The organism is Sphingomonas sp. Ell38C01, from assembly GCF_055231975.1.
Map to the genome: position 1 here is coordinate 2,773,238 of NZ_JBUYVA010000001.1, position 26,616 is coordinate 2,799,853.

Sequence of the window (26,616 nt, forward strand, 5' to 3'; positions counted from 1 at the left end):
AGAGCGGTTACGGCCACAGCGCCCACGCGTCAACGCGCGGGCCGATTCCCCCGCCCCGCATCCCCCAGCGGATGCCGCTCGTTCACCAGCGCGACCAGCCGGCTGGCGTCGACATGCGTGTAGATCTCGGTCGTCGCGATATCCGCGTGCCCCAGCATCGTCTGGAGCGCGCGCAGGTCCGCCCCGCCCTCCAGCAGGTGCGTCGCGAACGCGTGCCGCAGGACGTGCGGGCTGACCCGATCGGGCGCGATCCCCGCCTCCGCCGCCAGCCCTTTGACCAGCTGGTACAGCCGAATCCGCGACAGGTGCGCGCTCTTGCCGGACGGGAACAGCCACGCCCGGTCCGCCGCGACATGCGCGCGCCACGCCGCCACCGCCGCGCGCGCGCGGTCTGAGATCGGCACCAGCCGCTCGCGCCCGCCCTTGCCCTTCAGGATCAGGAACGGCCGGTCGGGCGCGACCGCGTTTCGCGGCAGCGACACCAGCTCGGTCGCGCGCAGCCCCGATCCGTACAACAGCTCGACCAGCGCGGACAGCCGCAGGTCGCGCGGATCGAGCGGATCGCGCGCCACCCGCGCCGCGATCGCCGCGAACAGCCGGTCGACATCGCCGTGATCCAGCGTCTTCGGCAGCCCCCGCGCGCTCCCCGGCCGCGGCAGCGCGGCACCCGGATCGTCCGCCCGGTGCCCCTCTTCGAACAGGAAGGCGAAGAACCGCCGCAGCGCCGCGGACTTGCGCGCTACCGTCCCGCGCGCCAGGTCGCGCCAGCTCTCCGCCAGCCGGGCCAGCGCCGCCGCATCCGCCGCCGCCAGCGCGCCGCCCAGTTCCACCGACGCCAGTGCAAGGTCGCTGCGATACGCCGCCAGCGTGTTCGCCGCCGCGCCCACCTCCGCCGCCATCATCTCGAGGAACCGGTCGATCAGCCCCCGATCGGATAACTGCGTCACGCCCGTGCGATCGCCTCGGCGGCGATCATCCGCGCATAGCCGTCCATCCCGACGGCGCGCAGCGACGCGACGATGTGATAGAGCATCGCGGGGGGCACGCCGTTCCACGCGCTGGTCTGCATCCCCGTCGCCGCCAGCAGCACGACCGTCGCGGGCTGGCGCTCGCGCACCGCGCGGTCGATCGCGACCGTCCACGGCGTCCGCGTCCCGATCTTGACGTCCAGCGCCTCCGCCGCGCGCTCGATGTCGGTCGCGTCGAGCCGGCCCAGCCCCGCCAGACCCGCGAACAGCAATCGCTGCTTCAGCGCCGAATCGCCCGTCCCCGCATAGCCCGCCAGATCGCGATACGGGATCGTTCCGCGCAGATCGGGATCCGCCAGCGTCAGCATCGCCCACGCGTCGCCCCCGGTCGGCGCCGTCCCGCGCCAGCGCTGCGCGCTGCGATCGAGCCCGGCCGCCAGCATCGCCGCGACGAACCGGTCGGCCTCCGCCGCACCGTCGCCCGGGCGGATCCGCGCCGCCGCGCGCGCGGTCAGCACCAGCCGGGCATAGCGCGCCTGCGCGCCCGTCCCTCCGTCCCAAAGCTGCTTCAACGCCGCCAGCCGCGTCGGCACGTCCGCGCCGACATAGGCCGCGGTCAGGTCGCTCGCGACCGCCGCCAGCGGTGCGGGCGTATCGTCGCTTTCCGCGATCGCCCCGTACAGGTCGACCAGCGCGAGGTTGGAAAGCACCCCCATCGCCGCCGCCGCCTCGGCGGGTGCGGCACGGTCGGCGGGCGCGATCGACGGTGCCAGCGCGCGCCATCCGGTCACCTGCGGGCCGACCCCGGCGTACAGTGTCTCGGGAATCGCCACCCCGGTCGCGGTCGCCAGTCCGAACCGCCACGCGTTCAGCCGGTCGACCCCGTCCCACTCGATCGTCACCGCCTGCCGGCCGGAGCCCGCGCCCAGCACCTTCTGCGCCAGTTGCAGGTCGACGCCGCCCGCCACGCGCTGCCGCCGCGCCGCCGCGAACAGCGCGCGTCCGGTGTCGGGCGCGTTGCCGAGGCCAGCGCACATCGCCTGCGCCATCGTCCACCCGGCGGTCGCCCAGTCTCGCGCCCGGCCGCCATCCGCGATCGGACACAGCGCGGCGGGATCGCCCGTCGCCAGCGCCACCTGCATCGCGACCTGGTACAGCTTGGCCGTATAGTTCGCATTGTCGACATTCTGGACGACGCCGCGCGCGGCGTTCGCCTCGCCCATCCGCAGCAGCAGCCATGCGCGCTCGGCCGCGAAGTCCGCGCCGTTCATCCGCGCCGGGGTCGCGACGCGCGACGCGAGCGTCCGGCGCAGCGCGATCGACAGCCAGCGCGAGGGCAGCGGGGCGGACAGCCGCCGCATCAGCGTCTCCAGATACCGCCCGTCCGCCGCGCCGAACGCATCGGGGCGCACCCCGCCATCCGCCGGCCCCGCCGCGCCGACCACCGCGAGGCTGCGCCGCGCGAACGGCGGCATCTCGTACTGCGCCAGCGTCGCGGGATCGACCGGCGTCGGCGACGCGCTGGGCGAAACCGATGGCGACGGCAGCGGCAACGCCAGCGCTTCGGTCGAACCGGTCGCGGTCGCAGCCGGAACCGGCACTGATCGCGGTGCCGCAGTGGGCGTCGGCGCGGGTGCGGGAGCATCGCCGAACCCGGGGGGCAGCAGCGATTCGGGGCGGTCCTGCCGCTGCTGTGCGGACACCGCGACGGCGGTCAGCGCGATCGCGCCCGCCGCGACCGCGGCCAGCCTAGCCCGCGAGATTGCCAAGCTCGACCACCTTCTCGACACGGGTCTGCGGGCGCTCGGTCGAGCGGCCGGCGAGCAGGAACAACCCGCCGACGACCACGACCAGGATGACGACAAGCGATACGATCAGGCGGGACATCGCGAAATACTCTGCACGTTGCAACGAAAACTCGGGCGCACGATGCTAGGCATCGCGGCCACACGCGCTGTATAGCGCCCGGACCGATGTTGCAAAGCCAAGCCGAGACACGCCCCTGGACGGGCCAGCCGATCGTCCTCGTCGGACTGATGGGGGTGGGCAAGTCCACCGTCGGCCGCCGCCTCGCCGCACGCCTCAACCTGCCCTTCGCCGATGCCGACGACGAGATCGAGACCGCGGCCGGCATGGCGATCGCCGACATCTTCGAACGATTCGGCGAGGCGCATTTCCGCGACGGCGAGCGCCGCGTGATCGCGCGGCTGATGGACGGCACGCCCAAGGTGATCGCGACCGGCGGCGGCGCGTTCGTCGACGAGGGCACGCGCACGCTGATCCTTGCCCAGGCGCTCGCGATCTGGCTCAACGCCGCGCCGAACGTGCTGGTCGAGCGCGTCCGCCGTCGCAACCACCGCCCGCTGCTGCGCGACCGCGATCCGCTCGAGGTCCTCACCGATCTCGCCGCGAAGCGCGATCCGCTCTACGCGCTGGCACACCTCCACATCGCCAGCAACCAGGCGCCGCACGACGCCACCGTCCGTACCATCCTCAAGGCGATCGGCCACCCATGACTACCGTCCCCGTCGCGCTCGGCGACCGCAGCTATTCCGTCGTGATCGAGGCGGGCCTGCTCGCGCGCGCAGCCGAGCATTGCGCCCCGCTCGCCCACGGCCGCCGCATGGCGATCGTCCACGACGAAAGCGTCGCGCAGCACCTCGCCACCCTCGTCGCCTCGCTCGACGCCGCCGGCATCGCCACCGCGACGATCGCGGTCGCCTCGGGCGAGAAGAGCAAGAACTGGGCAACGCTAGAACGCGTCGTCGACGATCTCCTGGCGCTCGGCATCGAGCGCGGCGACCACGTCATCGCGCTCGGCGGCGGGGTGATCGGCGATCTCGTCGGGTTCGCGTGCAGCATCCTCAAGCGCGGCTGCCACTTCGTCCAGATCCCGACGACGTTGCTCGCGCAGGTCGATTCGTCGGTCGGCGGCAAGACCGGGATCAACGCGCGCGCGGGCAAGAACCTCGTCGGCGCGTTCCATCAGCCTGCGATCGTCCTGATCGATCCGCAGGTGCTCGACACGCTGCCCTTGCGCCAGGTCCGCGCGGGCTATGCCGAGGTCATCAAATACGCACTGATCGACGATCCCGCCTTCTTCGACTGGTGCGAGGCGAACGGCCCCGCGCTCCTCGCCGGCGACCCCGCCGCGCGCGAATACGCGATCGCGCACTCGGTCGCCGCCAAGGCGCGCATCGTCGGAGAGGACGAGTTCGAGACGAAGGGTCGCCGCGCACTCCTCAACCTCGGCCACACCTTCGGCCACGCGCTGGAGGCGGAAGCCGGCTTCTCCGATCGCCTGCTCCACGGCGAGGGCGTCGCGGCGGGCTGCGCGCTTGCCTTCGCCTATTCCGCGCGCCGCGGCCTGTGCTCCGCCGAGGACGCCGACCGCGTCGCCGCGCACTGGCGCGCCTCGGGCCTTCCCGATGGCCTTGCCGCCTCGGGAATCGTCGCGTCGGGCGCGGTCCTCGTCGATCACATGCGCCACGACAAGAAGATGGCGGCGGGCACGCTGCCCTTCCTCCTCGCCCGCGGCATCGGCCAGACCTATCTCGACAGGACGGTCGATCTCGCCGACGTCGAACGCTTCCTCGACGAACAGCCGCGCTGAGCACCATGCCCAACGGCGTCGCGAAACAGAACCTGCCGACCAAGACCTGCCCGGCCTGCGGTCGCCCCTTCACGTGGCGCAAGAAATGGGCGCGCGACTGGGACAGCGTGATTTATTGCTCGGACAGCTGCCGCAAGGCGCGGTGACCACTCCCTCCCCGCGCATCCTGAGGAGGGACTGAGCGAAGTCGAAGGCCCGTCTCGAAGGACCGATACTTCGAGACGCGTCTTCGACTTCGCTCAGCCGCTCCTCAGCATGGACGAGGAAAGCTGCGCGCGCGCCTAAGCCGCCTCCGCCCGCGTCTCCACCTCCGCCGCGCGCAGCGTCAGCACCGCGACCGCGCCCATCCCCGCGCCCTCGCTCTCCAGCCGCAACGCGCCCTCCATCGCGGTCATCGAGTTCGCGCACCAGTGGAGCCCCAACCCGCCGGACTTGTGCGCCCGCGTCGAGAATCCGCGCTGGAACAGCGTCGCGCCGACCTCGCCCGAAAAACCCTCGCCATCGTCGCGGATCCGCACCGCGACCACGTCGCCCGCCTGCTCGACGGTCACCGCGATCGATCCGCTCCCCGTGCCGCGCGCCGCGATCGATTCGGTGGCGTTGGCGAACAGGTTGCCGATCACCTGGCTCAGGATCACGCGGTTCGCCAGCACGGGCGCGGGATGCGCGGGGAAGCTGAACGCGATCGACGTCTCGCCTGCGAACCGCGCGATCGTCGCATTCTGCGCGACGATGTCGGTCACGTCGCAGCGTGCCAGCGCGGGCCGCTCGTGCGCGTTCGCCTGTTGCTGGCCGATGATCTCCAGCACGTGCGCCATCGCCTCGCGTCCGATCTGGAGCTGGCTGCGATGCACGTCGCGCGACTCGGCATCCGCCGCCAGCGCCGCCGCGACGAACGCCGCCAGCTTCTGCCGCCGCGCCACGGGAATATCCTCGCGCGCCAGCTCGCCGATCGCGCGGTCCAGCATCGCGCCGTCGACCGGCGGGCGCTGCGCCACGCCCTGGCTCAGGATCGTGCTGATCGGGTTCAGCGCGTTGCGCACATTGTGCATCACCGCGACCGCGCTTTCGGAGCGGCCGAGCGCGAACGACTGCACCTCGATCTGCTCGCGCAGGTCCTTCAACTGGCGCAGCATAGAATTGAAGCTGCGCCCCAACGACCCGATCTCGTCCTGCCGGCCGTCCTCCGCCAGCACGCCGAGCGAGCCCGACGCGCGCACCACCTGCATGTGCGTCTCCACGCGGTGGAGCGGGGCCAGCACCAGCCGCGCGATCTGCCGCCGCAGCACCGCCAGCACGATCAGCAGCAGCAGCGTCGATCCCGCCACCGCCAGCAGCAGCATCCGCCGCCCCAGCACCGACACGTCGCGCGGCACCGTGAACCGCGCGGTCGCGACCGGGCGATTGTCGACGCCCGCGATCGGCACCGCGATCGCCATCCGCGTCGCGCTGCGCTGCACCTTGCCCGCCAGCGTCGTGTCGGTATCGACGCGCGCATGGATGCTCAGCAGCGCGGAGAGCTGGTCCGACGTGATCTGCCGCGCCATCATCACATAGCCGCGCGGGGCGCCCGTCCCGTCGCTGCGCCGCACCCGCGCCACCCCGATCGCCGCCACCTCGCCGCCCAGTCGCGCATAGTAGCTCGCCGACGTGCCGGTCCCGATCGCGCTTCCCAGGTCGGTCCGCGCGATCTCTCGCAGCAGCAGCTCGCGCATCGCGGGCCGGTCGCGCTCCTGCGCGTCGATCCACCGCGCGATCACCACGCGCCGGTCGTCGCCGACATAGGCCATGCCGTTCACGTCGAGATTGGCCATCGCCAGCGTCGAGAAGCTCTCCTCCTCGAACGCGCGCGTCGGGGTTTCCATATAGTCGTAGCTGTTGTTCCAGTCGCCATAGTCGCGCACCGCGTTGCCGACCTTGGACGCGTACTCGCCCAGCGCCGCCCGCGTCCGCTCCACCTGCGCGTCGACCGACTTGTCCTCCAGCGTGTTGAAGCTCGGCGTGATGATCGCCGCCAGCAACAGCGTGATCGCCAGCGCGCCGGCGACCCCCACCCCGGTCAGGATCAGCAGCAGCTTCCCGCCCAGCGACTTCGGGTTGCGCCATGCCTCCATGCGCAGGGATACGCCGCGCCGGACGCGCCGTCGCATCATCCGTGCGTCCCGTCGCCCGCCACGGGGTCGATCCCCTCGTCCTCATCGGCGAGGAACCGCCGGTGCGCCATCTCTCGCGCGCGCTCCGCGGTGGTGGGCCGCGAGAAGAAATAGCCTTGGAGGTGGCTCGCCCCCGCCAGCCGCAGCGCCTGCACCTGCGCCTCGGTCTCGACGCCCTCCGCGATGATCCCCAGTCCCAGCGAGCGGCCGAGATGGATGATCGAATGGACGATCGCCGCGCTCTCGCGCTCGCGTCCCATCCCGTCGATGAAGCTCTTGTCGATCTTCAGCGAATCCAGCGCGAACTTGCGGATGTTGTAGAGCGACGAATAGCCCGTCCCGAAATCGTCGAGCGCGATGCGGAACCCCATCTGGCGCAGCTTGTAGAGCGTCTCGGCGGCGCGCTCGGCATCGTCGAAGATCGCGGTCTCGGTGATCTCGATCTGCAACCGGTGCGGTTCGATGCCCGCGCGCTGGACGCTCTGCATGATATGCCCGACGAAATTGTGCCGCCGGAACTGTCGCGGGCTGAAGTTCACCGACACATATTGACCCGGCCATGCGCCCAGCACCGCCAGCGACTGTTCGAGCACCCAGTCGCCCAGCTCGTGGATCAGGTTGGACTCCTCCGCGATCGGGATGAACGTCGCCGGGCTGATCGGGCCATATTCCTCGGTGTTCCAGCGTAGCAGCGCCTCGAAGCCGACCACCTCGATATGGCTGCCCGACACGATCGGCTGGTATGCGATGCTCAGCTCGCCGTTCGCGATCGCGCGGCTCAGCCCGTCCTCGATCCGGCGGCGGACGCGGATGCCCTCGTCCATGCTCTCGTCGAACAGCCGCGCGGTGCCGCGCCCCGATCGCTTGGCGTCGTTCAGCGCCAGGTCGGACCGGCGCATCAGGTCGATCGGATCGCGCGGTCCTTCGTCGCCCGCGGTGACCACGCCGATCGAGGCGGATCCCTGCACCGAATGGCCGAACACGCTCATCGTCACGCTCACCGCGTTCACCACGCGGTCGCACGCCATCACCGCCGCGGTGTCGCCCGGCGTGTCGAACATCAGCCCGAACTCGTCGCCGCCCAGCCGCGCGACCATCCCGCCCTCAGGCACCGCGCCGTTCAGGATCGCACAGGTCGCGCGGATCAGCTCGTCGCCCGCCAGATGGCCCAGCGTGTCGTTCACCAGCTTGAACCGGTCGAGATCGACCATCGCGACCGCGAACATTCCCGGCGCCTTCGCCCGCTCCGCCAGCGCACGCAGGAACGCGAGCCGGTTGGGCGCCTCGGTCAGCGAATCATGGTTCGCGATGTGGATCGCGCGGCTTTCGTTGGCGGCCAGCTCCAGCCCCTGCTCCTCCAGCTGGAGCACCTGCATCCGCAGCTGCGCGCGCGCCTGCGCCAGTTCGCGGTCGTTCGCCCAGCGTTGCGTCAGCGCGGTCGCGGCCTGGACGATCTCGGCGACCTCGAACGGCTTGGCGATATAGAAGATCTTGTCGGCCGGCCCCGCCACCTTCGTGATCTCGATCGGCGAGAAGTCCGAATAGCCCGTGACGATCACGATGTTGATGTCGGCGTCGAGCGCGCGGATCCGCCGCGCGGTCTCCTTGCCGTCGATCCCCGGCGGCATCCGTACGTCGATGAACGCCACCGCATAGGGCAACCCCGCCGCCAGCGCAGCCTCGACCGCGGCGACCGCGTCGAGCCCTTGCGCGCAATGCATCCGCTCGAACACCGGCGCGGCGTCATCCGAGGAGTCCGCCTCGTCGTCGCCGAACAGTTCGGCCGCCATCGCCGACAGCGCAGCCTCACCCTTGCCGCCGCCGATTGGCTCGAAGCTCAGGCGATACGACTCGTGCATCGCGGGTTCGTCGTCGACTATCAGGATGCGCATGGAGCCGTCGCCTGTGGTTCGCGCGGTACGTTGCGCGCGATGTGGTTATCAAAGGATGTAGCGCGGGTCAGAACGTGATCCCCGCCGACGCCACGACACTCGCCGCGCCCAGCCGGCCGTACCGGTCGTGCGTGCGCTTGCTGGTGTCGACATAGGCCAGCCCGGCGTTGAACGGCCCGGTCGTCCAGCCCAGCTCGACCTGCCAGTCGATCTTCTTCTCGTAGAACCCGTCCTCGTAGCCCCCCTTGGCGGAAAGCGAGAAGGGCGTGCCCGGCACGCCGGTGTTCAGCCCGGCGCCGACATACAGGTTGTCGCTCCCCACGCCGAACTGGTCGGGGGAATAGGCAGCGAAGGCGCGGGCCTCGGCGGGGCCGATCGCATAGCCGATCTCGCCCTGCACCTCGGCATAGCTGAAACCGCTGGCGCCAGGATATTGATAGGCATAGGCGGTCGCGGTGTAGCGCCACCCGCCGCTGCGGTGCGTATAGCCCGCATAGAGATCGACCTCGCTGTCCTTCAGCCGGGTATTGCCCCCCAGCGTCGATCCCCAGATGCCGACGCGGATGCCGTGCGTCTCGTATTCGACCGCGGCCTGGATCACCGGGTCGCGATCCGACAGGCTGATCCCGCGGAAGCGATAATCGCTGGCGACGTTCGCGGAGACGCTCAGTCCGCTATCCTGCGCGCAGGCAGGCGTGGCAAACGCCACCGCCGTCCCGAACGCCATCCAGCCAGTGATCCAGCGTCCCACGTCGTCTTTCCCCCGAGGTCGGAGGCACGCCTACGCCGGGCAGGGTTAACCGGCCGTAAAGGACGTTTCCAGCCGCTCGCCCAGCGCCTGCGCGCCCAGCACCACTGCGCCCAGCGGCCCCGCCCGGTTGCCCAGCGCGGCGGGCACCACATAGGTATCGACCTCCTCGACCGCGGGGATCGGCACATAGCCGTTCAACGACGCCTTCAGCACGCCGCGCACCCGCGGGAACAGATGCGGGTTCCCCACCATCACGCCTCCACCCATTACGATCCGCCGCGGCACCCCTGTCAGCACCAGCGTGCCGAGCAGCTGCCCGATCGCGTGCGCGATGGGTTCCCACGCCGCGTGATCGGCGGGCAGGTCCTGCCCCTTGATGCCCGTCCGCGCCGCGATCGCGGGCCCCGCCGCCAGCCCCTCGATGCACGCCCCGTGAAACGGGCACGCGCCGACGAAGTCGTCGCCGGGCAGGCGCACCGGGCGCACATGCCCCAGCTCCGCATGCGTCAGCCCGTCGACCGGCACGCCGTGCGCGATCATCCCCACGCCCACGCCGGTGCCCACGGTGATGTACGCCAGGTCCTGCAGCCCGCGCCCGGCGCCCCAGCGCGCCTCCGCCAGCGCCGCGCCGACCACGTCGGTATGGAACCCCGTCGGCACGTTGTAGCGCTTGCCGATCCGGCCCGCGATATCGACGCCCGCCCAGTGCGGCTTGGGCGTCGCGGTGATATGGCCATAGTCGCCCGAGGCGCGATCGATCGAGACCGGCCCGAAGCTGGCGATCCCGATCGCGGCGAACCCCTGCCATCTGTCGAGCGTCGCCTCCAGCGCGGTCAGTGTCTCCTCGGGGCGCGTCGTCGGGATCGACACCTCGTCGTGGATCGCATCGGGACCGCTCGCCAGGATCGCGATGCACTTGGTGCCGCCCAGTTCGATGCCCGCGATCAGCGGCGGCTGCTGCATGTCGCTCATGCCGCGCCGTCCAGCGTGGCGGCATCGATCCGGTGGAGCATGTCGACGAATCCTTCGAGTTCGGCTGGGGTGAAACGCGCGAAGATCCGCGCCTCGAGTTCTAGGGCCTTGGGCGCCACGTCGGCGTGGAGAGCGCGCCCCGCATCGCTCAGCGTCAGCAGGTGCGAGCGCCGGTCGCCCGGATTGGGCGCACGCTCGAGCAGCCCGCGTCCCACCAGCGCGATCGCCGCGCGGCTGACCGTCACCTTGTCCATTCGCGTCCGCTCGCCGATCGCCTGCTGCGTGATCCCGCGCGCATGCTCCGCGATCACCGCGATCAGCCGCCATTCGGGGATCGAGAGCCCGAACAGCGCCTCATACGCCACCGCGATCCGGTCGCTCACCAGGTTGGAGGTGATCGACAGGCGGAACGGCAGGAACTTGTCGAGGACGAGTGCAGGCATGGAGCCACCCGCCTAGCACCGGGATCGCGGTGTTTGCAAAGCGCGCTTTTGTCCGACCCCGCCTTACTCTTTCGTCATCCCGGCAGAGGCCGGGATCCACCGTGCCGCACAACGAAGAGTTTCCGGTTTCCCGGCAAGGTGGGTGCCGGACCAGGTCCGGCATGACGGAGGGCTGGAAGGCGCCGTCTTCGACGAACATCGTCCGCCCATACCACCGAACGCTTGGCCTCGCCCCCCGATCGGCGTAATCGCGTCCGTCATGCTCCAGGCCAGCCCGGCGTTCCGCGCCACCACCCGCCCCGCCGCCCTCGCCCGCTGGCTGTTCGCGGTCGCCGCACTGATCGTCGCGATGGTGATCGTCGGCGGGATCACGCGGCTGACCGAATCGGGGCTGTCGATCACCCAGTGGAAACCGGTCAGCGGCATCGTCCCCCCGCTCAACGACGCGCAGTGGCAGGCCGAGTTCGCCAACTACAGACGCATCCCCGAATATGCCGCCTTCAACGCGGGCATGACGCTCGCCGGGTTCAAGGCGATCTTCTTCTGGGAATATGCGCACCGCCTCCTCGGCCGCGTCATCGGCCTCGCCTTCGCGCTGCCCCTGCTGTGGTTCTGGCTCCGCAAGGCGATCCCGCATGGTTACGGGCTCCGCCTTGTCGCGCTGCTCGCGCTCGGCGGGTTCCAGGGCGCGATCGGCTGGTGGATGGTCGCCTCCGGGCTGTCGGTGCGTACCGACGTCAGTCATATCCGCCTCGCGGTCCATCTCCTTACCGCGCTCGTCATCCTCTCGGGGATCGTCTGGACCGCGCTCGATCTCAAGGCGGTCGCCCGGAACCCGATGGCCCGGCCAGCCAAGCTCCGCCCGCTGGGCGCCACGGCACTCGCGCTGCTGTTCGTCCAGCTCGCGTTCGGCGCGTTCACCGCGGGGCTCGACGCAGGCTACGCCTTTGCCAGCTGGCCGCTGATGGGCGATGCGTGGTTCCCCGCAAGCACTCCGATGGTCGATCCCGGCTGGCGCAACGCGATCGACAACCCGGTCGTCGTCCAGTTCATCCACCGCTGGTTCGCGTTCGTAGCCGCCGCCGGGCTGATCCTGCTCGGCGTCAGGGCGATGCGCACCGGCGCCCGCCGCGCGGGGCTGGCGGTCCACCTGCTCGTCACGCTCCAGATCGCCCTCGGCATCGCGACTCTCCTGTCCGGGGTCGAAATCGTCGTCGCGGTCGCGCATCAGGCGAATGCCGCGCTGCTGCTGATCGCCGCGGTCGGCAGCGCGCACGCGCTCGGCCGCCGCGCGTGATCGCGGCGATCGCGGTCGCCGCCGCGGCGGCTACGTTCGCGCCCCCGCTCGATCGCCCCCTCGTCTATCGCCAGACCGACGAGCGCACGATCGGCGACGTCACCCGCCGCTTCACCGTCACCCGCACGATCGTTTTCCACCGCGACGGCGACGGCTATGTCGCGGATCTCGCGACCGGCCCCGTCGCGGCGACGTCACCCGACCGCGTCGGCGCGATGCTCACCGCTGCGACCGCCGCGTTCGCCGGGCAGGTGCTGCGGATCCGGCTCGATCGCCGCGGCGCCCCGACCGCGATCGACGACCTCACCGCCGCCTGGGCGCGCTACGTCGCTGCCGCCGCACGCCTTTCACCCGTGATCGCCACGCGGATCGCGACCGCGCCGGCCGCGCGCCAGATCGCGCTCCTCGCCTCCCCCGTCACGCAACTCATCGCGCCCGCGGTCGATGCAGGCACCCGCGCGGTCACGCTCCCCGCCGGTTCGGCGCAGTCGCTCGCGGGGCAGGAAACCGTCTCGATCTTCGGCGCCCGCGCCCGCGTCACCGTCGATGCGGAGGGGGACACCGCCCGGATCGAACGCACTCGCGAGCAGGACCTCGTCACCGGCCTGCTGATCTCCGCGCGCGAACGTCGCATCCAGCGCGCCGACCGCGCCGCGCCGATCCAGAGCGTCGCGCTTTCCACCGTGGTGCGCGTAACCCGGTAACCCGTTACCCGTCAGCAAAGCCGCGCTTTGCTTGACTTGCGCGCAGGCTTGCGACATTGGCCCATCCAACGGCGCCGCCCCCAATCGGGCGGCGCAGCGCGTTTACGCAACCAGCATAAGGTCTGCACAGCCATGAAGGCTCTGATGAAGACCACCAAGTCGGCCAAGCCGCACGAGGTGGAGAAGAAGTGGCATATCGTCGACGCGGAGAACCTCGTCGTCGGTCGCGCCGCGGTGGTGATCGCCAACGTCCTGCGCGGCAAGCACAAGACGTCGTTCACCCCGCACGTCGATTGCGGTGACAACGTCATCGTCATCAACGCGGACAAGATTCGCTTCACGTCGAACAAGGCGTCGAAGAAGATCTATTACAAGCACACCGGCTATGCCGGCGGCATCAAGGGCGTCACCGCCGCCAAGGTCCTCGAGGGTCGCTTTCCGGAGCGCGTGCTCGAGAAGGCCGTCGAGCGGATGATCCCGCGTGGCCCGCTGGGCCGCGAGCAGATGCGCAACCTGCGCATCTTCGCCGGCACCGAGCATCCGCACGAAGCCCAGAACCCCGAAGTCCTCGACATCGCCGGCATGAGCCGCAAGAACAAGGTGGGCGCGTAAGACATGACCGACAACCGCCAGTCGCTTTCCGACCTCGCGAACCTGACGTCGCAGGCCGCCCAGGATCCCGCGCCGCAGACCGATGGGGCCGAGGGTGAGGCTCCCGCCGCCCCGCAGCCGCCCGTTTCGACGATGCCGCTGCGCGAGCAGATCCTCGACAAGCAGGGCCGCGCCTATGCCACCGGCAAGCGCAAGGACGCGGTCGCCCGCGTCTGGCTGAAGCCGGGTTCGGGCAAGATCACGATCAACGGTCGCGATCAGGAAGTCTATTTCGCGCGTCCGACGCTGCGTCTCGTCATCAACCAGGTGTTCGGGATCACCGAGCGCGAGGGCCAGTACGACGTCGTCTGCACCGTCAAGGGCGGTGGCCTCTCGGGCCAGGCCGGCGCGGTCAAGCACGGCATCAGCCAGGCGATCACGCGGTTCGAGCCGGTGCTGCGCGCGCCCGTCAAGGCCGCCGGCTTCCTGACCCGCGACAGCCGCACCGTCGAGCGCAAGAAGTACGGCCGCGCCAAGGCACGCCGCAGCTTCCAGTTCTCGAAGCGCTGATGTACCGGCAGCTCTGGATTGCGTGACAGTCCGGAGCCCGGCCAGGGATACGAGAGGGGCGGTCCGGCAACGGTCCGCCCTTTTTCGTGGGCGACATTCAGCGCGTGTTCGCCCGGGTGGCCAGGTCGCGCTGTATCTTCGCCACCATCGCGCCGAGCGCGGCATCGCGCTCCTCCGTGCTCAGCACACCGTCGTGATCGGTGTCCTGCGCATCGAACGCCGCATCGGCGCCTGCAACCGCCTCCGCCAGCGAAATCCGCCCGTCATGGTCGAGATCCGCCGCGGCGAACGCAGCGCGCGATGCGTCCGTGTCCGCCGCCTTCGGATCGATCGTCCGCCCGCGGGGCGTGACCCAGGCCATCGCCGCGCGCATCACCTCGTCGTACGTGACGAAGCCGTCGTGATCCGCGTCGAGCCGGTGATGTAGCGCGATGGCGTGCGCTTCCGCCTGGGCGCGGGTTTCGGGAGGCAATGTTGCCGGCGGCGTGGCGGCCTGCGCCAGAAGAAGCATGAGCATCGGTCGATGCTGCCCATCGCCGCATGACGCGATCGTGACGTCCGCATGACGGGGTGTGCGCTCCCCCTTGCGGTCGCGAAGGCGGGGCGGCACTGCGGCGCGACGCAATCGAGGGGCCGGACGATGCTGGGGTTGGGAAAGAAGCGCAAGGAAACGCAGCGGCTGATCGCGACGATCCAGAGCGACGCCAGGCGCATCCGCGAACATCTGGCGGCGCAGTCGCAATTCGCCAGCCGGCATCTCGCCGTCCCGCCCGCGATCCAGTGGAGCGCGGTCTACTCGCGCGCCTATATCCTCGGTGCGCTCGAATCGCTGCTCGAGGATCGCGTCCTCCACGGTCGCCCGATCGAGGAGCAGCGCGACGACATCCTCGCCGGGCTCGTCGACAGCGGCTTCGTCAGCGTCACCACCAACGCCTTCGCGATCGCGACGCACGAAGCGCAGGATGCGCTGGCCGACCTGCGCCGCCACACCGCGTCCGCCCCGGTCCGCCACGCGATGTCGGACGGCCGCGCGGACGGCCTCCGGATGCGGGGCGGCGTGCCCGCGCTGTTGTGGCTCGCGCACTTCGTCGAGACGGCGCACCACCCCGCACACAAGTAACCGGTTACATCCTCGCTTGCGACGCGTGTTCCGGGGGGGTAGCCCACGGGCAAACACAATATGCGAGGATCCGAAATGCACGCCACCGTCGATCGCCGCCAGCTCCTCAAAGGCGGCGCGACCCTAGCCGGCCTGTCGCTCGCCGGCCCTGCCTTCGCGCAATCCGCCGCCCCCGCCTCCGCGCGGATCGAGGCGCTGATCGCGCAGATGACGCCCGCAGAGAAAGCCGGCCAGCTCTCCTGCTTCTCGGACCAGATCCGCCCGATCGGCCTGCCCTTCAACCCCGGCCTCCCCGCGCGCAACGACGCCACCGCGCAGATCGAGCGGATCAGGACCGGCACGATCGGCATGCTCTTCAACGGCGTCGGCTATGCGGGCGCCAAGGCCGCGCAGGACGCCGCGATGCAGACGCGGCTGAAGATCCCGCTCATCTTCGCGGGCGACGTCATCCACGGCCTACGCACCGCCTACCCGCTGCCGATCGCGGAGGCGTGCAGCTTCGATCCCGATCTGTGCGAGCGCACCGCGCGCGCCGCCGCGCTCGAATCGACTGCGCTGGGTATCCACTGGACCTTCGCACCGATGGTCGACGTCGCGCGCGACCAGCGCTGGGGCCGCGTCGCCGAAGGCTCGGGCGAGGATCCGTATCTCGGCATCGCGCTGGGCGTCGCGCGCGTCCGCGGCTTCCAGGGCACGAACCTCAAGGATCCCACCCGCGTCGCCGCCTGCGCCAAGCATTTCGCCGCCTATGGCGCGGTGATGGGCGGGATGGACTATAACACGACGGAGATCGCGCCCGGCACGCTCCACGAGGTCCACCTCGCCCCCTTCAAGGCCTGCGTCGATGCCGGGGTCGCGACATTGATGAGCGCGTTCAACGACATCAACGGCGTTCCTGCCAGCGGCTCGAAATGGCTGATGACCGATCTGCTCCACACCGAATGGGGCTTCAAGGGAATGGTGGTGGGTGACTACACCGCCGACGAGGAACTCGTCGCACACGGCTACGCCGCCGATGGCCGCGACGCCGCGAAGAAGGCGTTCCTCGCGGGCATGGACATGGCCATGGCCAGCGACCTGTTCAACAAACACCTGCCCGACCTCGTCGCGAAGGGCGAAGTGCCGATGGCGCGCCTCGACGAGGCCGTCCGCCGCGTGCTCCAGCTCAAGGAGGCGGTCGGCCTTTTCGACAATCCCTATCGCTCGGTCAGCCAGAAAGCCGAACGTACCAGCGTCTCCACCCCTGCGATGAAGGCGCTGAGCCGCGAGGCGGGCGCACGCTCGATCGTCCTCCTCAAGAACGAGGGCGACCTCCTGCCGCTCGCGAAATCGGCGAAGATCGCGCTGATCGGCCCGTTCGGCGAGGACCGCGACAATGTCGTCGGCACCTGGGCCTTCATGTCGGACAAGGACCTCAACGTCTCGATCGCGCAAGGGTTGGCCGCGCGCAAGGCGACCTTCACCACCGTCAAGGGTTCCGACGTCGAGGCCGCGATCCCCGGCGGGATCGAGGCCGCGGTCGCCGCCGCCAACGCCGCCGATATCGTCCTGCTCGCGATCGGCGAGACGCAGATCATGTCGGGCGAGGCGCAGTCGCGTACCGACATCGTCGTGCCCGCAGCCCAGATGGACCTCGCCGAGGCCATCGCGAAGACCGGCAAGCCCGTCGTCGTCCTGCTCCGCCACGGCCGCGCGCTAGCCCTCCACGGTGCGGTGAAGGCCGCGCCCGCGATCCTCGCGACGTGGTTCCTCGGCTCGGAGGCGGGCAACGCGATCGCCGACGTCCTGTTCGGCGACGTCGCCCCTTCCGCCAAGCTCTCCGCCAGCTTTCCCAACGAAAGCGGGCAGGAACCCTATTTCTACAACCACCGCTCGTCGGGCCGCCCCGCCCCCGACACGGGATCGCAGGAATACAAGTCGCGTTACCGCGAGACGAAGAACGAGGCCGCCTTCCCCTTCGGCCACGGCCTGTCCTACACGACGTTCGCGCTGTCCGACCTCAAGGTCCCCGCGCAGGCGAGCGGCCCGATCACCGTCTCGGCGACCGTCACCAACACCGGCAAGCGCCGCGGCGACGAGGTCGTCCAGCTCTACATCCACGACCGCGTCGCCAGCCTCACCCGTCCGGTCCGCGAACTGAAGGGCTTCCGGCGCGTCTCGCTCGCGCCGGGTCAGGCGAAGACCGTCACCTTCACCATAACCCGTGACGACCTGCGCTTCTGGATGGACGGCAAATGGGTCACCGAACCCGGCCTGTTCGACGTCTGGGTCAGCCAGTCCTCGGTCGGTGGCCTGAAAGGCGAGTTCACGCTGGTCTAGTTGGCACCACTGTACCCCGGCGAAAGCCGGGGCCCAGCCCCATCAAAACACTCGCGCGGCAGCGCGATCGGCGCGCCGCGCCGAGCCTGGACCCCGGCCTTCGCCGGGGTACAACCGCAATCTAAACCCGCACCACCCGATCCCCCAGCCGCTCCGCCTCCTCGGGATCGTGCGTCACCAGCAGCATCGGCACCCGCGCCACGTCGCGCACCCGCTCGATCGCGCGCATCGCCTCTTCCCGCCGCGCGCGATCGAGCGACGCCAGTGGCTCGTCGAGCAGCAGGAACGCCGGCGCGCGCAGCAACGCCCGCCCGATCGCCACCCGCCGCGCCTCGCCGCCCGACAGCGCCCGCGGCCAGCGCGCCATCAGGTGCGCGATATCGAGCACGCCCGCGATCTCCTCCAGCCGCCCCGCGTCCGGTGCGCCATACAGCAGATTCGCGCGCACGCTCAGATGCGGGAACAGCCGCGCCTCCTGGAACACGAACCCGCACCCGCGCCGCTCGGGTGCCACGTCCACCCGCGCCTCCGCATCGAACAGCGTCCGCCCGCCGACCCGCACGGCCCCGCGATCGGGCCGCAGCAACCCCGCGACCATCAGCAGCACGCTCGTCTTGCCGACCCCTGACGGCCCGAAAAGCACCGTCACGCCATCCCCGCCCGCGAACGCCGCCGCGACGATCGCGTCCCCGCGCCGGACGGTCACGTCGATATCGAAGGCGGGCACCTCAAAGGACATGCACGCCCCGCCCGCTGCGCCGCGCCAGCATCTCCGATGCGACCAGCGCGACGAGGCTCAGCGCCACCGACACCGCCGCCAGCTTCCACACCAGCGCCTCGCCTCCCGGCCGCTGGAGCGCGGAATAGATCGCCAGCGGCAGCGTCTCGGTCTCGCCCGGCACGTTCGACACGAAGGTGATCGTCGCCCCGAACTCACCGATCGACCGCGCGAACCCCAGCACGACGCCCGCCAGCACCCCCGGCGCGGCGAGCGGCAGCGTGATCGTGCGGAAGGTGCGCCACCGCCCGGCCCCCAGCGTCCGCGCCGCCTGTTCCAGCCGCCGGTCGACCCCCTCGATCGACAGTCGCATCGCGCGCACCATCAGCGGCAGCGCCATGACGCCGGCCGCGATCGCCGCACCGGTCCAGCGGAACAGCACGCTCACCCCCAGCCATCGCTCCAGCGGCGCGCCCAGCGGCCCCGTCGGCGCGAAGGCGAGCAGCAGCACCCATCCCGTCACCACCGGCGGCACCACCAGCGGCAGGTGGACGATCGCATCGACGATCACCTTTCCCGGAAACCGCGCACGGGCGAGGCAGTAGGCCAGCGCGAACGCCACCGGCAGCGTCGCCGCGGTCGACACCCCGCCGACGAGCAGCGACAGCTTCACCACCCCCAGGATCGCCGCCCAGCTTCCCGCCTCGTCCATTACGGCGCGCTGAACCCATAGCGCGCGAAGATCACCCGCCCCGCGCGCGACAGCAGGAAGCGCCGGAACCCCTCACCCTCTGCGTTGCGCGACGCCGCCAGTCGCGCGATCGGGTAGACGATCGGGGGGTGGCTCGCTGCCGGAAACACGCCCACGACACGCACCTTGCCGGATGCCTTCGCATCGGTCGCATAGACGATCCCGTATGGCGCGACCCCGCGCTCGACCAGCGCCAGCGCCGCGCGCACATTCTCCGCGCGCACCACCTTCGGCGCGACCGCCGGCCATGCCCCCAGCCGCGTCAACGCCGCCTGTCCGTATTTTCCCGCCGGCACTGCGGACGGGTCCGCCATCGCCAGCGGCCCACGGGTCAACGCCTTCGCAAGCGCGGCGCCGCGCATCGCGATCGGCCGCGCGCCCATGCCGCCAACGATCACCAGCCGGTTCCCCAGCAAGTCCGCACGCGTGCCCGCAGCCAGCAGCGATTTCGCCGCCAGCGCGTCCATCCAGTCCTCGTCCGCCGACACGAACAGGTCCGCCGGTGCCCCAGCCAGCGCCTGACGCGCCAGCGCCGACGACGCGGCATAGGACACCACCGGCCGTGCGTGCCCCCGCCGCGCCCAGGCGGTCGCAGCCTCGTCGAGCGATCCCTGCAAGCTCGCCGCCGCCAGCACGACCGGTGCCCGCAGCTGCGCAGAGGCAGCCCCGCCCCACATCAATGTCGCCAACAGTCCCATGATCGTACGCACTGATCGCGTCATGCGGCAGCTCCCCACGAATGTTCGGCGTGATCCGCCGGATATTGGCGCGTATTACTCATGCAACACACTTGGAGCTGCAAAGGACCGCAGTCAAACTGTTGATATGACAGGTTTTTCCAAAACTGGCATGCCAGATGCAAAGCTCCGGACGTGCGCCGGCCTGGCGCCGATACCAAGGGAGACCCCACCATGATCGCCACCATCCTCACCCCCCTCGCCGCCATGCTCCTCGCGCCCAACGCCCCCGCCCCCGCCCCCGCTCCGGTGCCTTCGACGACCGACGCGGGCTCCGCGCTCGGCGCGACCGCGACGCTGCGCTCCGGCGGGCTCGGCCCGAACCGCGTCTGCATGGGTCCCGTCGTCGGGCTCGACCGCGACTGGGCGAAGAACCGCCAGTGCCTGACGCAGGCGCAGTGGAAGATGCGCCGAGTCGTCTTCGCGCAGGACCGGTAACGCGCCCGCGGATCCGCGCCAAGGAACAGAGACCGGGGGCTGGCGCTGCGTCAGCCCTCGTCGCCCATCCGAAGCGCCGCGATGAACGCCTCCTGCGGGATGCTGACCGAGCCATACTCGCGCATCTTCGCCTTGCCCTTCTTCTGCTTTTCCAACAGCTTCTTCTTGCGACTTGCGTCGCCGCCATAGCATTTGGCGGTCACGTCCTTGCGCATCGCGCTGATCGTCTCGCGCGCGATCACCTTGCCGCCGATCGCCGCCTGGATCGGGATCTTGAACAGGTGCCGCGGGATCAGTTCCTTCAGCCGTTCGACCATCCCGCGCCCGCGCACTTCGGCGGTGCCGCGATGGACGATCATGCTCAGCGCGTCGACCGGCTCCTCGTTGACGAGGATGCTCATCTTCACGAGATCGCCGTCGCGATACCCGATCTGCGCATAGTCGAAGCTGGCATAGCCCTTCGACAGCGACTTCAGCCGGTCGTAGAAATCGAACACCACCTCGTTGAGCGGCAGTTCGTACGTCGCCTGCGCGCGACCACCCACATAGGTCAGGTTCTTCTGGATACCGCGCCGGTCCTGGCACAGTTTCAGGACCGAGCCGAGATACTCGTCGGGCACATAGATCGTGGCGTTGATCCAGGGCTCGGAAATGCTTTCGATCTTGTTGGGATCGGGCATGTCGGCGGGATTGTGCAGCTCCAGCTGCCCGGCACCGTGCGACAGCTCGATCTCGTACACCACCGACGGCGCGGTCGTGATGAGGTCGAGGTCGTATTCGCGCGTCAGACGCTCCTGGATGATCTCCAGATGCAGCAGTCCCAGGAACCCGCAGCGGAACCCGAAGCCCAGCGCGGCGGACGTCTCCATCTCGAAACTGAACGACGCATCGTTCAGCCGCAGCCTGGAGATCGATTCGCGCAGCTTCTCGAAGTCCGCGGCGTCGACCGGGAACAGCCCGCAGAACACCACCGGCTGGACTTCCTTGAACCCCTCCAGCGCCTCCGCCGCGGGCCGCTTCGCATCGGTCAGCGTATCGCCGACGCGCGCCTGCGCCACGTCCTTGATCTGCGCGGTGATGAAGCCGATCTCGCCGGTGCCCAGTTCGCTCAGTTGCTCGATCTTCGGCCGGAAGCAGCCGACGCGGTCGACCAGGTGCAGCGTGCCCGCCTGCATGAACTTGATCTGCTGGCCCTTCTTGAGCACCCCGTCGATCACCCGGATCAGGATCACCACGCCCAGATACGGATCGTACCAGCTGTCGACCAGCATCGCCTTGAGCGGCGCGGACGCGTCGCCCCTGGGGTGCGGGATCCTGGTGACGATCGCCTCGAGGATCTCGGGGATGCCGATCCCCGACTTCGCGGACGCGAGCACGGCCTCGGACGCGTCGATCCCGATCACGTCCTCGATTTCCTTGCGCACCTGCTCGGGCTCGGCGGCGGGCAGATCGATCTTGTTGATGACGGGGACGATCTCGTGATCGTGCTCGATCGACTGGTAGACGTTGGCCAGCGTCTGCGCCTCGACGCCCTGCGCCGCATCGACCACCAGCAGCGCCCCCTCGCACGCCGCCAGGCTGCGCGACACCTCATAGGCGAAGTCGACATGCCCCGGCGTGTCCATCAGGTTCAGGACATAGTCGAGTCCGTCCTTGGCCTTATAGGCCAGGCGCACCGTCTGCGCCTTGATCGTGATCCCGCGCTCTTTCTCGATGTCCATGTTGTCGAGCACCTGCTCGGACATCTCGCGGTCGGTCAGCCCGCCGGTCGCCTGGATCAGGCGGTCGGCCAGCGTCGACTTCCCGTGGTCGATATGCGCGATGATGCTGAAATTACGGATTCGGTCGAGCGGCGTGGACATGGCCCGAGCGCCTAGCGCACGCGCCCGTCACCCGCAACGCATCAGGGTATCAGGGTATCAGGCGGCGACGCTGGCGCGCTCCGCGTCGCGGATCGCGTCGAGCGCATTGAGATACCGGCGCGACCCCTGCCCGCCGATCAGCGCATAGCGAACGCCGCGCCGGTCGAGTTCGGCCTTGGATCGTTCGAAGAAGCGCTGCCGCAGCGCCTCGGTCCCGAACATCCGCGTGCCGTCCTCTTCCCAGGGCAGGTCGATATCGAACAGCAGGTACAGGTCGGCGAGATTGTCCCACCGGTCGAACCACGGGTCGCGGTGGCCGTACAGCATGTCGGCCCACACTGCGGTCATCAGCGGATCGGTATCGACGATCACGGGGAAGCTGCCATGCGCCACCGCCGCCCGCGTCTTCGCGTCGTGCCCGTGCGCGATCATGATGAGGTCCGCCATCGTCAGGTCTGTGCCGAACCGCTCGCAATAGGTGCGCCCGAACTCGGGCACCCATACGCCGTCGAAATGCGCGGCCAGCCGCGGCGCCATCGACGACTTTCCGGTACTTTCGGGGCCGTGGAGACAGATGGTGCGGATCATCAGGCGGTCGCCGGGCGAACGCCGTCGTCGCCGGCCCGGCGTTCCGCCAGTCGCCAGTCGATCAGCCCCCAGGTCGCAAGCGCAAGAAAGATCACGTAGAGTATCGCCGTCAGCCAAAGTCCCTTGATCGCGTAAAGGCCGATCGACGAGATGTCGACTGCGATCCATGCAACCCAGTTCTCCAGCTTTCGACGCGTCATCAGGATCTGCGCGACGATGCTGCCCGCGACGTTGATCGCGTCCCACCACGGATAGCTCGTATCGGTGCCGTGGCGCATCACCGCGCCCCAGGCGACCGCGGCCGCCATCGCGCCCAGCGCCCACTCGGTCCGCCCGCGCCACGTCATCCGCTCCACCGCGATCTCGCCCGCCCGCGCCGCGATCCCGGACCAGTGGACCCAGCCATAGACGTTGACGACGACGAAGAAGATCTGGAGCAGCGCGTCGCTGTACAGCTTCGCCTCGGTGAAGATCACGCCGTACAGCACCACCATGATGACACCGACAGGGTAGTTCCACACGCTCCGCCGCACCACCAACGTGACGTTGACGATGCCCAGGAGGAACGCGATGATCTCGATCGACGACATGGCCGGGAACGCTAGCGCCGCTTGCCCTCCCCCGCCAAGCGACTAGCATCGGCTTGGAAAGAAAACGCGCCAGTCCCGTTGATCGGGAGGGACGACAGGAGAGCCAGACATGCGTCACGTCGCGGTGATCGGATCGGGGCCGGCGGGCTATTACACCGCCGAGGGGTGCCAGAAGGCGTTCGGCGACGACGTCCGCGTCGACATCATCGACAGGATGCCGGTGCCCTACGGCCTGATCCGCAGCGGCGTCGCACCCGATCATCAGTCGATCAAGGGCGTCAGCCGCCGCTACGAGGCGACCGCGCTCAGCGACAATGTCCGCTTCGTCGGCAACGTGACGGTGGGGACGGACGTGACGATCCCCGAGCTGATCGACCTTTACGACGCGGTCGTCCTCGCAACCGGCGCCCCCGCCGATCGCGCGCTCGGCGTGCCCGGCGACGACCTGCCCGGCGTGATCGGCTCGGCGGCGTTCGTCGGCTGGTACAACGGCCATCCGGATTTCGCGCGCCTTGCGCCGCCGCTCGACGGCGCCGATGCGGTCGTCGTCGGCGCAGGCAACGTCGCGCTCGACGTCGCGCGGATCCTCGCCAAGACGGGTGAGGAATTCGCCGGGTCGGACATCGCCGGCCACGCGCTCGGCGCGCTCGCGGCGCACCGGATCAAGCGCGTGACGATCCTCGCGCGTCGTGGGCCGCACCAGATCGCGATGACCCCGAAGGAACTCGGCGAACTCGGCATGCTCACGCGCGCCTCCACCATCGTCGCGCCGTCGGACCTGCCCCCCGTCGCCGACGATGCCGCGCTGGATCCCGGCCAGCGCAAGGCGGTGTCGCACCTCCGCGCGTTCGCTGCCGCCGCGCACGACAGGCCGATCGAAATCGTCTTCGATTTCTTCGCGGTCCCCGTCGCGATTGAGGGTGACGGAGGCGTCCAGCGAGTCGTGGTCGAACGCACGAAGCTCGACCATGCCGGCCGCTCGGTCCTGACCGGCGAAACCTACATCGTCCCCGCCAGCCTCGTCGTCAGCTGCATCGGCTATCGCACCCCGCCGATCGAGGGCGTGCCCTACGACGCCAAGCTCGGCCGCTTTGCCAATGACGAGGGGCGGATCATGCCCGGGCTCTATGCGGTCGGCTGGGCGCGGCGCGGGCCGACGGGCACGATCGGCACCAACCGTCCCGACGGCTTCCTGATCGCGGACCACATCGCCGCGGACACCGCCGCCGACAGCGGCAAGCCCGGCCGCCCCGCGCTCGATTCGCTGCTGGCATCGCGCGGGACCGACGTCGTCACCTTCCGCGACTGGCAGACGATCGACCAGGCCGAGGTCGCCGCAGCGCGCGACGGCGCCCCGCGCGAGAAATTCACCGCGATCGACGCGATGCTGGGCGCGCGAAAATAACGCGCGAATGGACGCTTGCCCGCCCGGTTTTCGCTGATATAAGCCGCCGCCTGCCAGCCGGTCCCTAACGGGATCGCATGCACCTTGGGTCGGGGAATAGCTCAGCCTGGTAGAGCACTGCCTTCGGGAGGCAGGGGCCGGAGGTTCGAATCCTCTTTCCCCGACCAAAGCGCGCCGCGCGAGATGTGGCAAAGCCACAGCAAGCAACCGCGGCGCGCCGGCCGGCGGTGTGGAAAGCACAGACCGACTTAGCATGTCCTGAGCGCCTGCCTTGGCAGATAGTCGAAGGGCGGCTTCGCCGCGGCGCTTCCCCAACTCCCGCTCTATAATGTGTTGAAAACCGGACGATAGCATCACGCCCGCCCCTCGTCACGCCGCGCTTGTCCCGGCATCACGGACGAGAAATCTCATTCTTCGTCAGCGACCGGACAAAAACAAATGGTGCGGGCGGTGGGAATCGAACCCACACTCCTTGCGGAACCGGATTTTGAGTCCGGCGCGTCTACCAATTCCACCACGCCCGCGCAGCGGATGCCGCTAGACCAGCACGGGCAGGCGCGTCAATCGCTCCCCTTGACCTAAGGAATGTCCTCGGAGATTCATGCCGAACAGAAGCTCCGCTTCGTCCGCCAGGACGCGGTCGACGAGGATGCCTGAGAGGCAACATGGATTCGATAACGATCCGCAAGGCGATACAGGACGACGCCGTCAGGCTGGGGAACCTGCATGTAGCATCATGGCGCGAAACCTATGATGGCATCGTGCCCGATCAGATGCTGGCGGGCTTGTCCCCGCAAGCACGCGCCACGATGTGGAGCGATATCCTCGGCAATCCCCAATCGCACGGCTGTGTCGGGGTGTTCGCCGCGGAGGCCGGCGATCGGATGATCGGCTTCGGATCCTGCGGGCGACAGCGCGACGATGCGCTTGTCCTCTCAGGCTACACCGGCGAAATCGGTGCGCTCTACGTCCTCCGTTCGCATTAGGCTGCTGGTGCAGGTCGGTCGATCATGGCTGCGATGTCGCAAGCGCTCGCATCGGCAGGCCATATCGCCGCCGCTCTATGGGTGTTGCGTGAGAATGTGTCGGCGCGCGGGTTCTACGAAAGGCTGGGCGGCTCGATCGTCGACGAACGTGCCGACATACAACCCGATGCCACCCTGATCGAGGTCGCGTATGGCTGGCGGGACATATCAGGCATGATCGCTCCACGGTAACGTATTCGCCCCCTCAACTCACCGCCGCCCGCCGCCGATAGCTCAGCGCTTCGGCGACCTGCACCCGCCCGACCGTCTCCGCCCCCGCTAGGTCCGCGATCGTCCGCGCCACGCGCAGGATCCGCGTATAGCCGCGCGCCGACAGCCGCATCGCCTCCGCCGCCTGCGCAAGCAGTGCGCGGCCCGCCTCGTCGGGCGTCGCCACCCGGTCCAGCAGCGCGCCGTCCGCCTCCGCATTGGTCCGCGCCGTCTCGCCCGCGTACCGCGCCGCCTGCACCGCGCGTGCCGCCGCCACCCGCGCCGCGACCTCGCGCGATCCTTCGGCAGGCGGCGGCAGCACGAGGTCCGCCGCGCTCACCGCCGCCACCTCGACATGCAGGTCGATCCGGTCGAGCAGCGGGCCGGAGACCTTCGCCTGATAGTCCGCCGCGCACCGCGGCGCGCGCGCGCAGGCGAGCGACGCGTCGCCCAGATGCCCGCACCGGCACGGGTTCATCGCCGCGACCAGCTGAACCCGCGCCGGAAACGTCACATGCGCATTGGCCCGCGCGACGCTCACCGTCCCCGTCTCCAGCGGCTGCCGCAGCGAATCGAGCACCGCGCGCTGGAACTCGGGCAGCTCGTCGAGGAAAAGCACCCCCAGATGCGCGAGGCTCACCTCCCCCGGCTTCACCTTCAGCCCGCCCCCCGTCAGCGCCGCCATCGACGCCGAATGATGCGGCGCCCTGAACGGACGCGTCCGCGTCAGCCGCCCGCCCGTCAGCGTCCCCGCGACCGACTGGACCATCGACACCTCGAGCGCCTCGGACGCGTCGAGCGGCGGCAATATCCCCGGCAGGCACGCCGCCATCAGCGATTTGCCCGATCCCGGCGGCCCTACCATCAGCAGGTTGTGTATAGCTACACCGTGTTAAAAT

27 protein-coding genes, 2 tRNA genes and 2 pseudogenes are annotated in these 26,616 nt (G+C 69.7%); 14 read left to right on the forward strand and 17 right to left on the reverse strand.

Annotated elements, in window-relative coordinates; translation table 11 throughout:
• Window positions 1-29 precede the first annotated feature (29 nt).
• The 3 genes from ACV7NO_RS13120 to ACV7NO_RS13130 are packed head-to-tail and all read right to left on the reverse strand — an operon-like array spanning window position 30 to window position 2,855.
• On the reverse strand, window positions 30-947 hold the full coding sequence (locus ACV7NO_RS13120) for a tyrosine recombinase (protein ID WP_463406423.1): 918 nt from the start codon (window positions 945-947) through the stop codon (window positions 30-32).
• A complete protein-coding gene (locus ACV7NO_RS13125; protein WP_463406424.1) occupies window positions 944-2,737 on the reverse strand; it encodes a hypothetical protein in 1,794 nt (597 codons plus the stop codon). Before ACV7NO_RS13125 ends, ACV7NO_RS13120 begins: the two co-directional genes overlap by 4 nt.
• On the reverse strand, window positions 2,718-2,855 hold the full coding sequence (locus ACV7NO_RS13130; RefSeq protein WP_463406425.1) for a hypothetical protein: 138 nt from the start codon (window positions 2,853-2,855) through the stop codon (window positions 2,718-2,720). The genes ACV7NO_RS13125 and ACV7NO_RS13130 overlap by 20 nt, the downstream gene beginning before the upstream one ends.
• Before the next feature lie 86 nt (window positions 2,856-2,941).
• Here ACV7NO_RS13130 and ACV7NO_RS13135 point away from each other — a divergent pair, with 86 nt between their 5' ends.
• Genes ACV7NO_RS13135 through ACV7NO_RS13145 form a run of 3 tightly spaced genes read left to right on the forward strand, consistent with a single transcriptional unit; the run spans window position 2,942 to window position 4,727 of the window.
• Window positions 2,942-3,484 (forward strand): shikimate kinase, encoded by a 543-nt coding sequence (locus ACV7NO_RS13135; RefSeq protein WP_463406426.1) that lies wholly within the window; start codon window positions 2,942-2,944, stop codon window positions 3,482-3,484.
• Complete coding sequence (gene aroB, locus ACV7NO_RS13140; protein ID WP_463406427.1) at window positions 3,481-4,581, forward strand: 3-dehydroquinate synthase; 1,101 nt, start codon at window positions 3,481-3,483, stop codon at window positions 4,579-4,581. Before ACV7NO_RS13135 ends, aroB begins: the two co-directional genes overlap by 4 nt.
• Window positions 4,582-4,586: 5 nt before the next feature.
• A complete protein-coding gene (locus ACV7NO_RS13145) occupies window positions 4,587-4,727 on the forward strand; it encodes a DUF2256 domain-containing protein (protein ID WP_463406428.1) in 141 nt (46 codons plus the stop codon).
• 135 nt (window positions 4,728-4,862) lie between these two features.
• On the opposite strand, the gene ACV7NO_RS13150 is transcribed toward ACV7NO_RS13145, so the two are convergent.
• From ACV7NO_RS13150 to ACV7NO_RS13170, 5 genes are all read right to left on the reverse strand, one after another.
• Window positions 4,863-6,731 carry a sensor histidine kinase gene (locus ACV7NO_RS13150; RefSeq protein ID WP_463406429.1) on the reverse strand — a complete coding sequence of 623 codons (1,869 nt, stop codon included), beginning with the start codon at window positions 6,729-6,731 and terminating at the stop codon, window positions 4,863-4,865.
• On the reverse strand, window positions 6,731-8,626 hold the full coding sequence (locus ACV7NO_RS13155; protein ID WP_463406430.1) for an EAL domain-containing response regulator: 1,896 nt from the start codon (window positions 8,624-8,626) through the stop codon (window positions 6,731-6,733). The genes ACV7NO_RS13150 and ACV7NO_RS13155 overlap by 1 nt, the downstream gene beginning before the upstream one ends.
• 67 nt (window positions 8,627-8,693) lie before the next feature.
• Entirely contained in the window at window positions 8,694-9,377 is a 684-nt protein-coding gene (locus ACV7NO_RS13160; protein WP_463406431.1) for a TorF family putative porin, read from the reverse strand.
• A gap of 45 nt (window positions 9,378-9,422) precedes the next feature.
• Window positions 9,423-10,340 carry an ROK family protein gene (locus ACV7NO_RS13165; protein ID WP_463407349.1) on the reverse strand — a complete coding sequence of 306 codons (918 nt, stop codon included), beginning with the start codon at window positions 10,338-10,340 and terminating at the stop codon, window positions 9,423-9,425.
• Between the two features lie 5 nt (window positions 10,341-10,345).
• Window positions 10,346-10,792 (reverse strand): MarR family winged helix-turn-helix transcriptional regulator, encoded by a 447-nt coding sequence (locus ACV7NO_RS13170; RefSeq protein ID WP_463406432.1) that lies wholly within the window; start codon window positions 10,790-10,792, stop codon window positions 10,346-10,348.
• A gap of 259 nt (window positions 10,793-11,051) precedes the next feature.
• On the opposite strand from ACV7NO_RS13170, the gene ACV7NO_RS13175 reads away from it, so the two are divergent.
• From ACV7NO_RS13175 to rpsI, 4 genes are all read left to right on the forward strand, one after another.
• A complete protein-coding gene (locus ACV7NO_RS13175) occupies window positions 11,052-12,089 on the forward strand; it encodes a COX15/CtaA family protein (RefSeq protein WP_463406433.1) in 1,038 nt (345 codons plus the stop codon).
• A complete protein-coding gene (locus tag ACV7NO_RS13180; RefSeq protein WP_463406434.1) occupies window positions 12,086-12,793 on the forward strand; it encodes a hypothetical protein in 708 nt (235 codons plus the stop codon). The genes ACV7NO_RS13175 and ACV7NO_RS13180 overlap by 4 nt, the downstream gene beginning before the upstream one ends.
• Window positions 12,794-12,925: 132 nt before the next feature.
• Entirely contained in the window at window positions 12,926-13,405 is a 480-nt protein-coding gene (gene rplM / locus ACV7NO_RS13185) for a 50S ribosomal protein L13 (RefSeq protein ID WP_463406435.1), read from the forward strand.
• 3 nt (window positions 13,406-13,408) lie between these two features.
• Complete coding sequence (gene rpsI / locus ACV7NO_RS13190) at window positions 13,409-13,954, forward strand: 30S ribosomal protein S9 (RefSeq protein WP_463406436.1); 546 nt, start codon at window positions 13,409-13,411, stop codon at window positions 13,952-13,954.
• 97 nt (window positions 13,955-14,051) lie between these two features.
• Here the strand turns inward: rpsI and ACV7NO_RS13195 are convergent, their stop codons facing one another.
• On the reverse strand, window positions 14,052-14,471 hold the full coding sequence (locus ACV7NO_RS13195) for an EF-hand domain-containing protein (protein ID WP_463406437.1): 420 nt from the start codon (window positions 14,469-14,471) through the stop codon (window positions 14,052-14,054).
• A 45-nt stretch (window positions 14,472-14,516) separates the two neighbouring features.
• Here ACV7NO_RS13195 and ACV7NO_RS13200 point away from each other — a divergent pair, with 45 nt between their 5' ends.
• Window positions 14,517-15,074: a hypothetical protein gene (locus ACV7NO_RS13200; RefSeq protein ID WP_463406438.1), complete on the forward strand. Its 558-nt coding sequence runs from the start codon at window positions 14,517-14,519 to the stop codon at window positions 15,072-15,074.
• Window positions 15,075-15,149: 75 nt separating this feature from the next.
• A complete protein-coding gene (locus ACV7NO_RS13205) occupies window positions 15,150-17,393 on the forward strand; it encodes a glycoside hydrolase family 3 N-terminal domain-containing protein (protein WP_463406439.1) in 2,244 nt (747 codons plus the stop codon).
• Window positions 17,394-17,514: 121 nt separating this feature from the next.
• On the opposite strand, the gene ACV7NO_RS13210 is transcribed toward ACV7NO_RS13205, so the two are convergent.
• Genes ACV7NO_RS13210 through modA form a run of 3 tightly spaced genes read right to left on the reverse strand, consistent with a single transcriptional unit; the run spans window position 17,515 to window position 19,584 of the window.
• Entirely contained in the window at window positions 17,515-18,132 is a 618-nt protein-coding gene (locus ACV7NO_RS13210; RefSeq protein WP_463406440.1) for an ATP-binding cassette domain-containing protein, read from the reverse strand.
• The gene (gene modB, locus ACV7NO_RS13215; RefSeq protein WP_463406441.1) at window positions 18,122-18,823 is read right to left on the reverse strand and encodes a molybdate ABC transporter permease subunit; all 702 of its coding nucleotides are present in this window, start codon (window positions 18,821-18,823) and stop codon (window positions 18,122-18,124) included. The genes ACV7NO_RS13210 and modB overlap by 11 nt, the downstream gene beginning before the upstream one ends.
• Entirely contained in the window at window positions 18,823-19,584 is a 762-nt protein-coding gene (gene modA / locus ACV7NO_RS13220; RefSeq protein ID WP_463406442.1) for a molybdate ABC transporter substrate-binding protein, read from the reverse strand. The genes modB and modA overlap by 1 nt, the downstream gene beginning before the upstream one ends.
• Before the next feature lie 189 nt (window positions 19,585-19,773).
• Here modA and ACV7NO_RS13225 point away from each other — a divergent pair, with 189 nt between their 5' ends.
• Window positions 19,774-20,037, forward strand: coding sequence for a hypothetical protein (locus tag ACV7NO_RS13225; RefSeq protein WP_463406443.1), 264 nt, complete (start codon window positions 19,774-19,776; stop codon window positions 20,035-20,037).
• A 50-nt stretch (window positions 20,038-20,087) separates the two neighbouring features.
• On the opposite strand, the gene lepA is transcribed toward ACV7NO_RS13225, so the two are convergent.
• The 3 genes from lepA to pnuC are packed head-to-tail and all read right to left on the reverse strand — an operon-like array spanning window position 20,088 to window position 23,077.
• A complete protein-coding gene (gene lepA, locus ACV7NO_RS13230) occupies window positions 20,088-21,899 on the reverse strand; it encodes a translation elongation factor 4 (protein WP_463406444.1) in 1,812 nt (603 codons plus the stop codon).
• Window positions 21,900-21,956: 57 nt separating this feature from the next.
• Window positions 21,957-22,487: an AAA family ATPase gene (locus ACV7NO_RS13235; protein WP_463406445.1), complete on the reverse strand. Its 531-nt coding sequence runs from the start codon at window positions 22,485-22,487 to the stop codon at window positions 21,957-21,959.
• Window positions 22,487-23,077: a nicotinamide riboside transporter PnuC gene (pnuC, locus tag ACV7NO_RS13240; RefSeq protein ID WP_463406446.1), complete on the reverse strand. Its 591-nt coding sequence runs from the start codon at window positions 23,075-23,077 to the stop codon at window positions 22,487-22,489. Before pnuC ends, ACV7NO_RS13235 begins: the two co-directional genes overlap by 1 nt.
• A gap of 109 nt (window positions 23,078-23,186) precedes the next feature.
• On the opposite strand from pnuC, the gene ACV7NO_RS13245 reads away from it, so the two are divergent.
• The gene (locus ACV7NO_RS13245; RefSeq protein WP_463406447.1) at window positions 23,187-24,482 is read left to right on the forward strand and encodes an FAD-dependent oxidoreductase; all 1,296 of its coding nucleotides are present in this window, start codon (window positions 23,187-23,189) and stop codon (window positions 24,480-24,482) included.
• Between the two features lie 90 nt (window positions 24,483-24,572).
• Window positions 24,573-24,649: transfer RNA gene (locus ACV7NO_RS13250), tRNA-Pro, on the forward strand.
• 272 nt (window positions 24,650-24,921) lie between these two features.
• On the opposite strand, the gene ACV7NO_RS13255 is transcribed toward ACV7NO_RS13250, so the two are convergent.
• Window positions 24,922-25,006, reverse strand: a tRNA-Leu gene (locus ACV7NO_RS13255).
• Window positions 25,007-25,147: 141 nt separating this feature from the next.
• Here ACV7NO_RS13255 and ACV7NO_RS13260 point away from each other — a divergent pair.
• Window positions 25,148-25,468: a GNAT family N-acetyltransferase gene (locus ACV7NO_RS13260; protein WP_463406448.1), complete on the forward strand. Its 321-nt coding sequence runs from the start codon at window positions 25,148-25,150 to the stop codon at window positions 25,466-25,468.
• A gap of 18 nt (window positions 25,469-25,486) precedes the next feature.
• Window positions 25,487-25,699, forward strand: a pseudogene (locus ACV7NO_RS13265) (GNAT family N-acetyltransferase); the annotation flags it as partial.
• A gap of 13 nt (window positions 25,700-25,712) precedes the next feature.
• Here the strand turns inward: ACV7NO_RS13265 and ACV7NO_RS13270 are convergent.
• A pseudogene (locus ACV7NO_RS13270) lies at window positions 25,713-26,594 on the reverse strand (YifB family Mg chelatase-like AAA ATPase); the annotation flags it as partial.
• Between the last annotated feature and the right edge of the window lie 22 nt (window positions 26,595-26,616).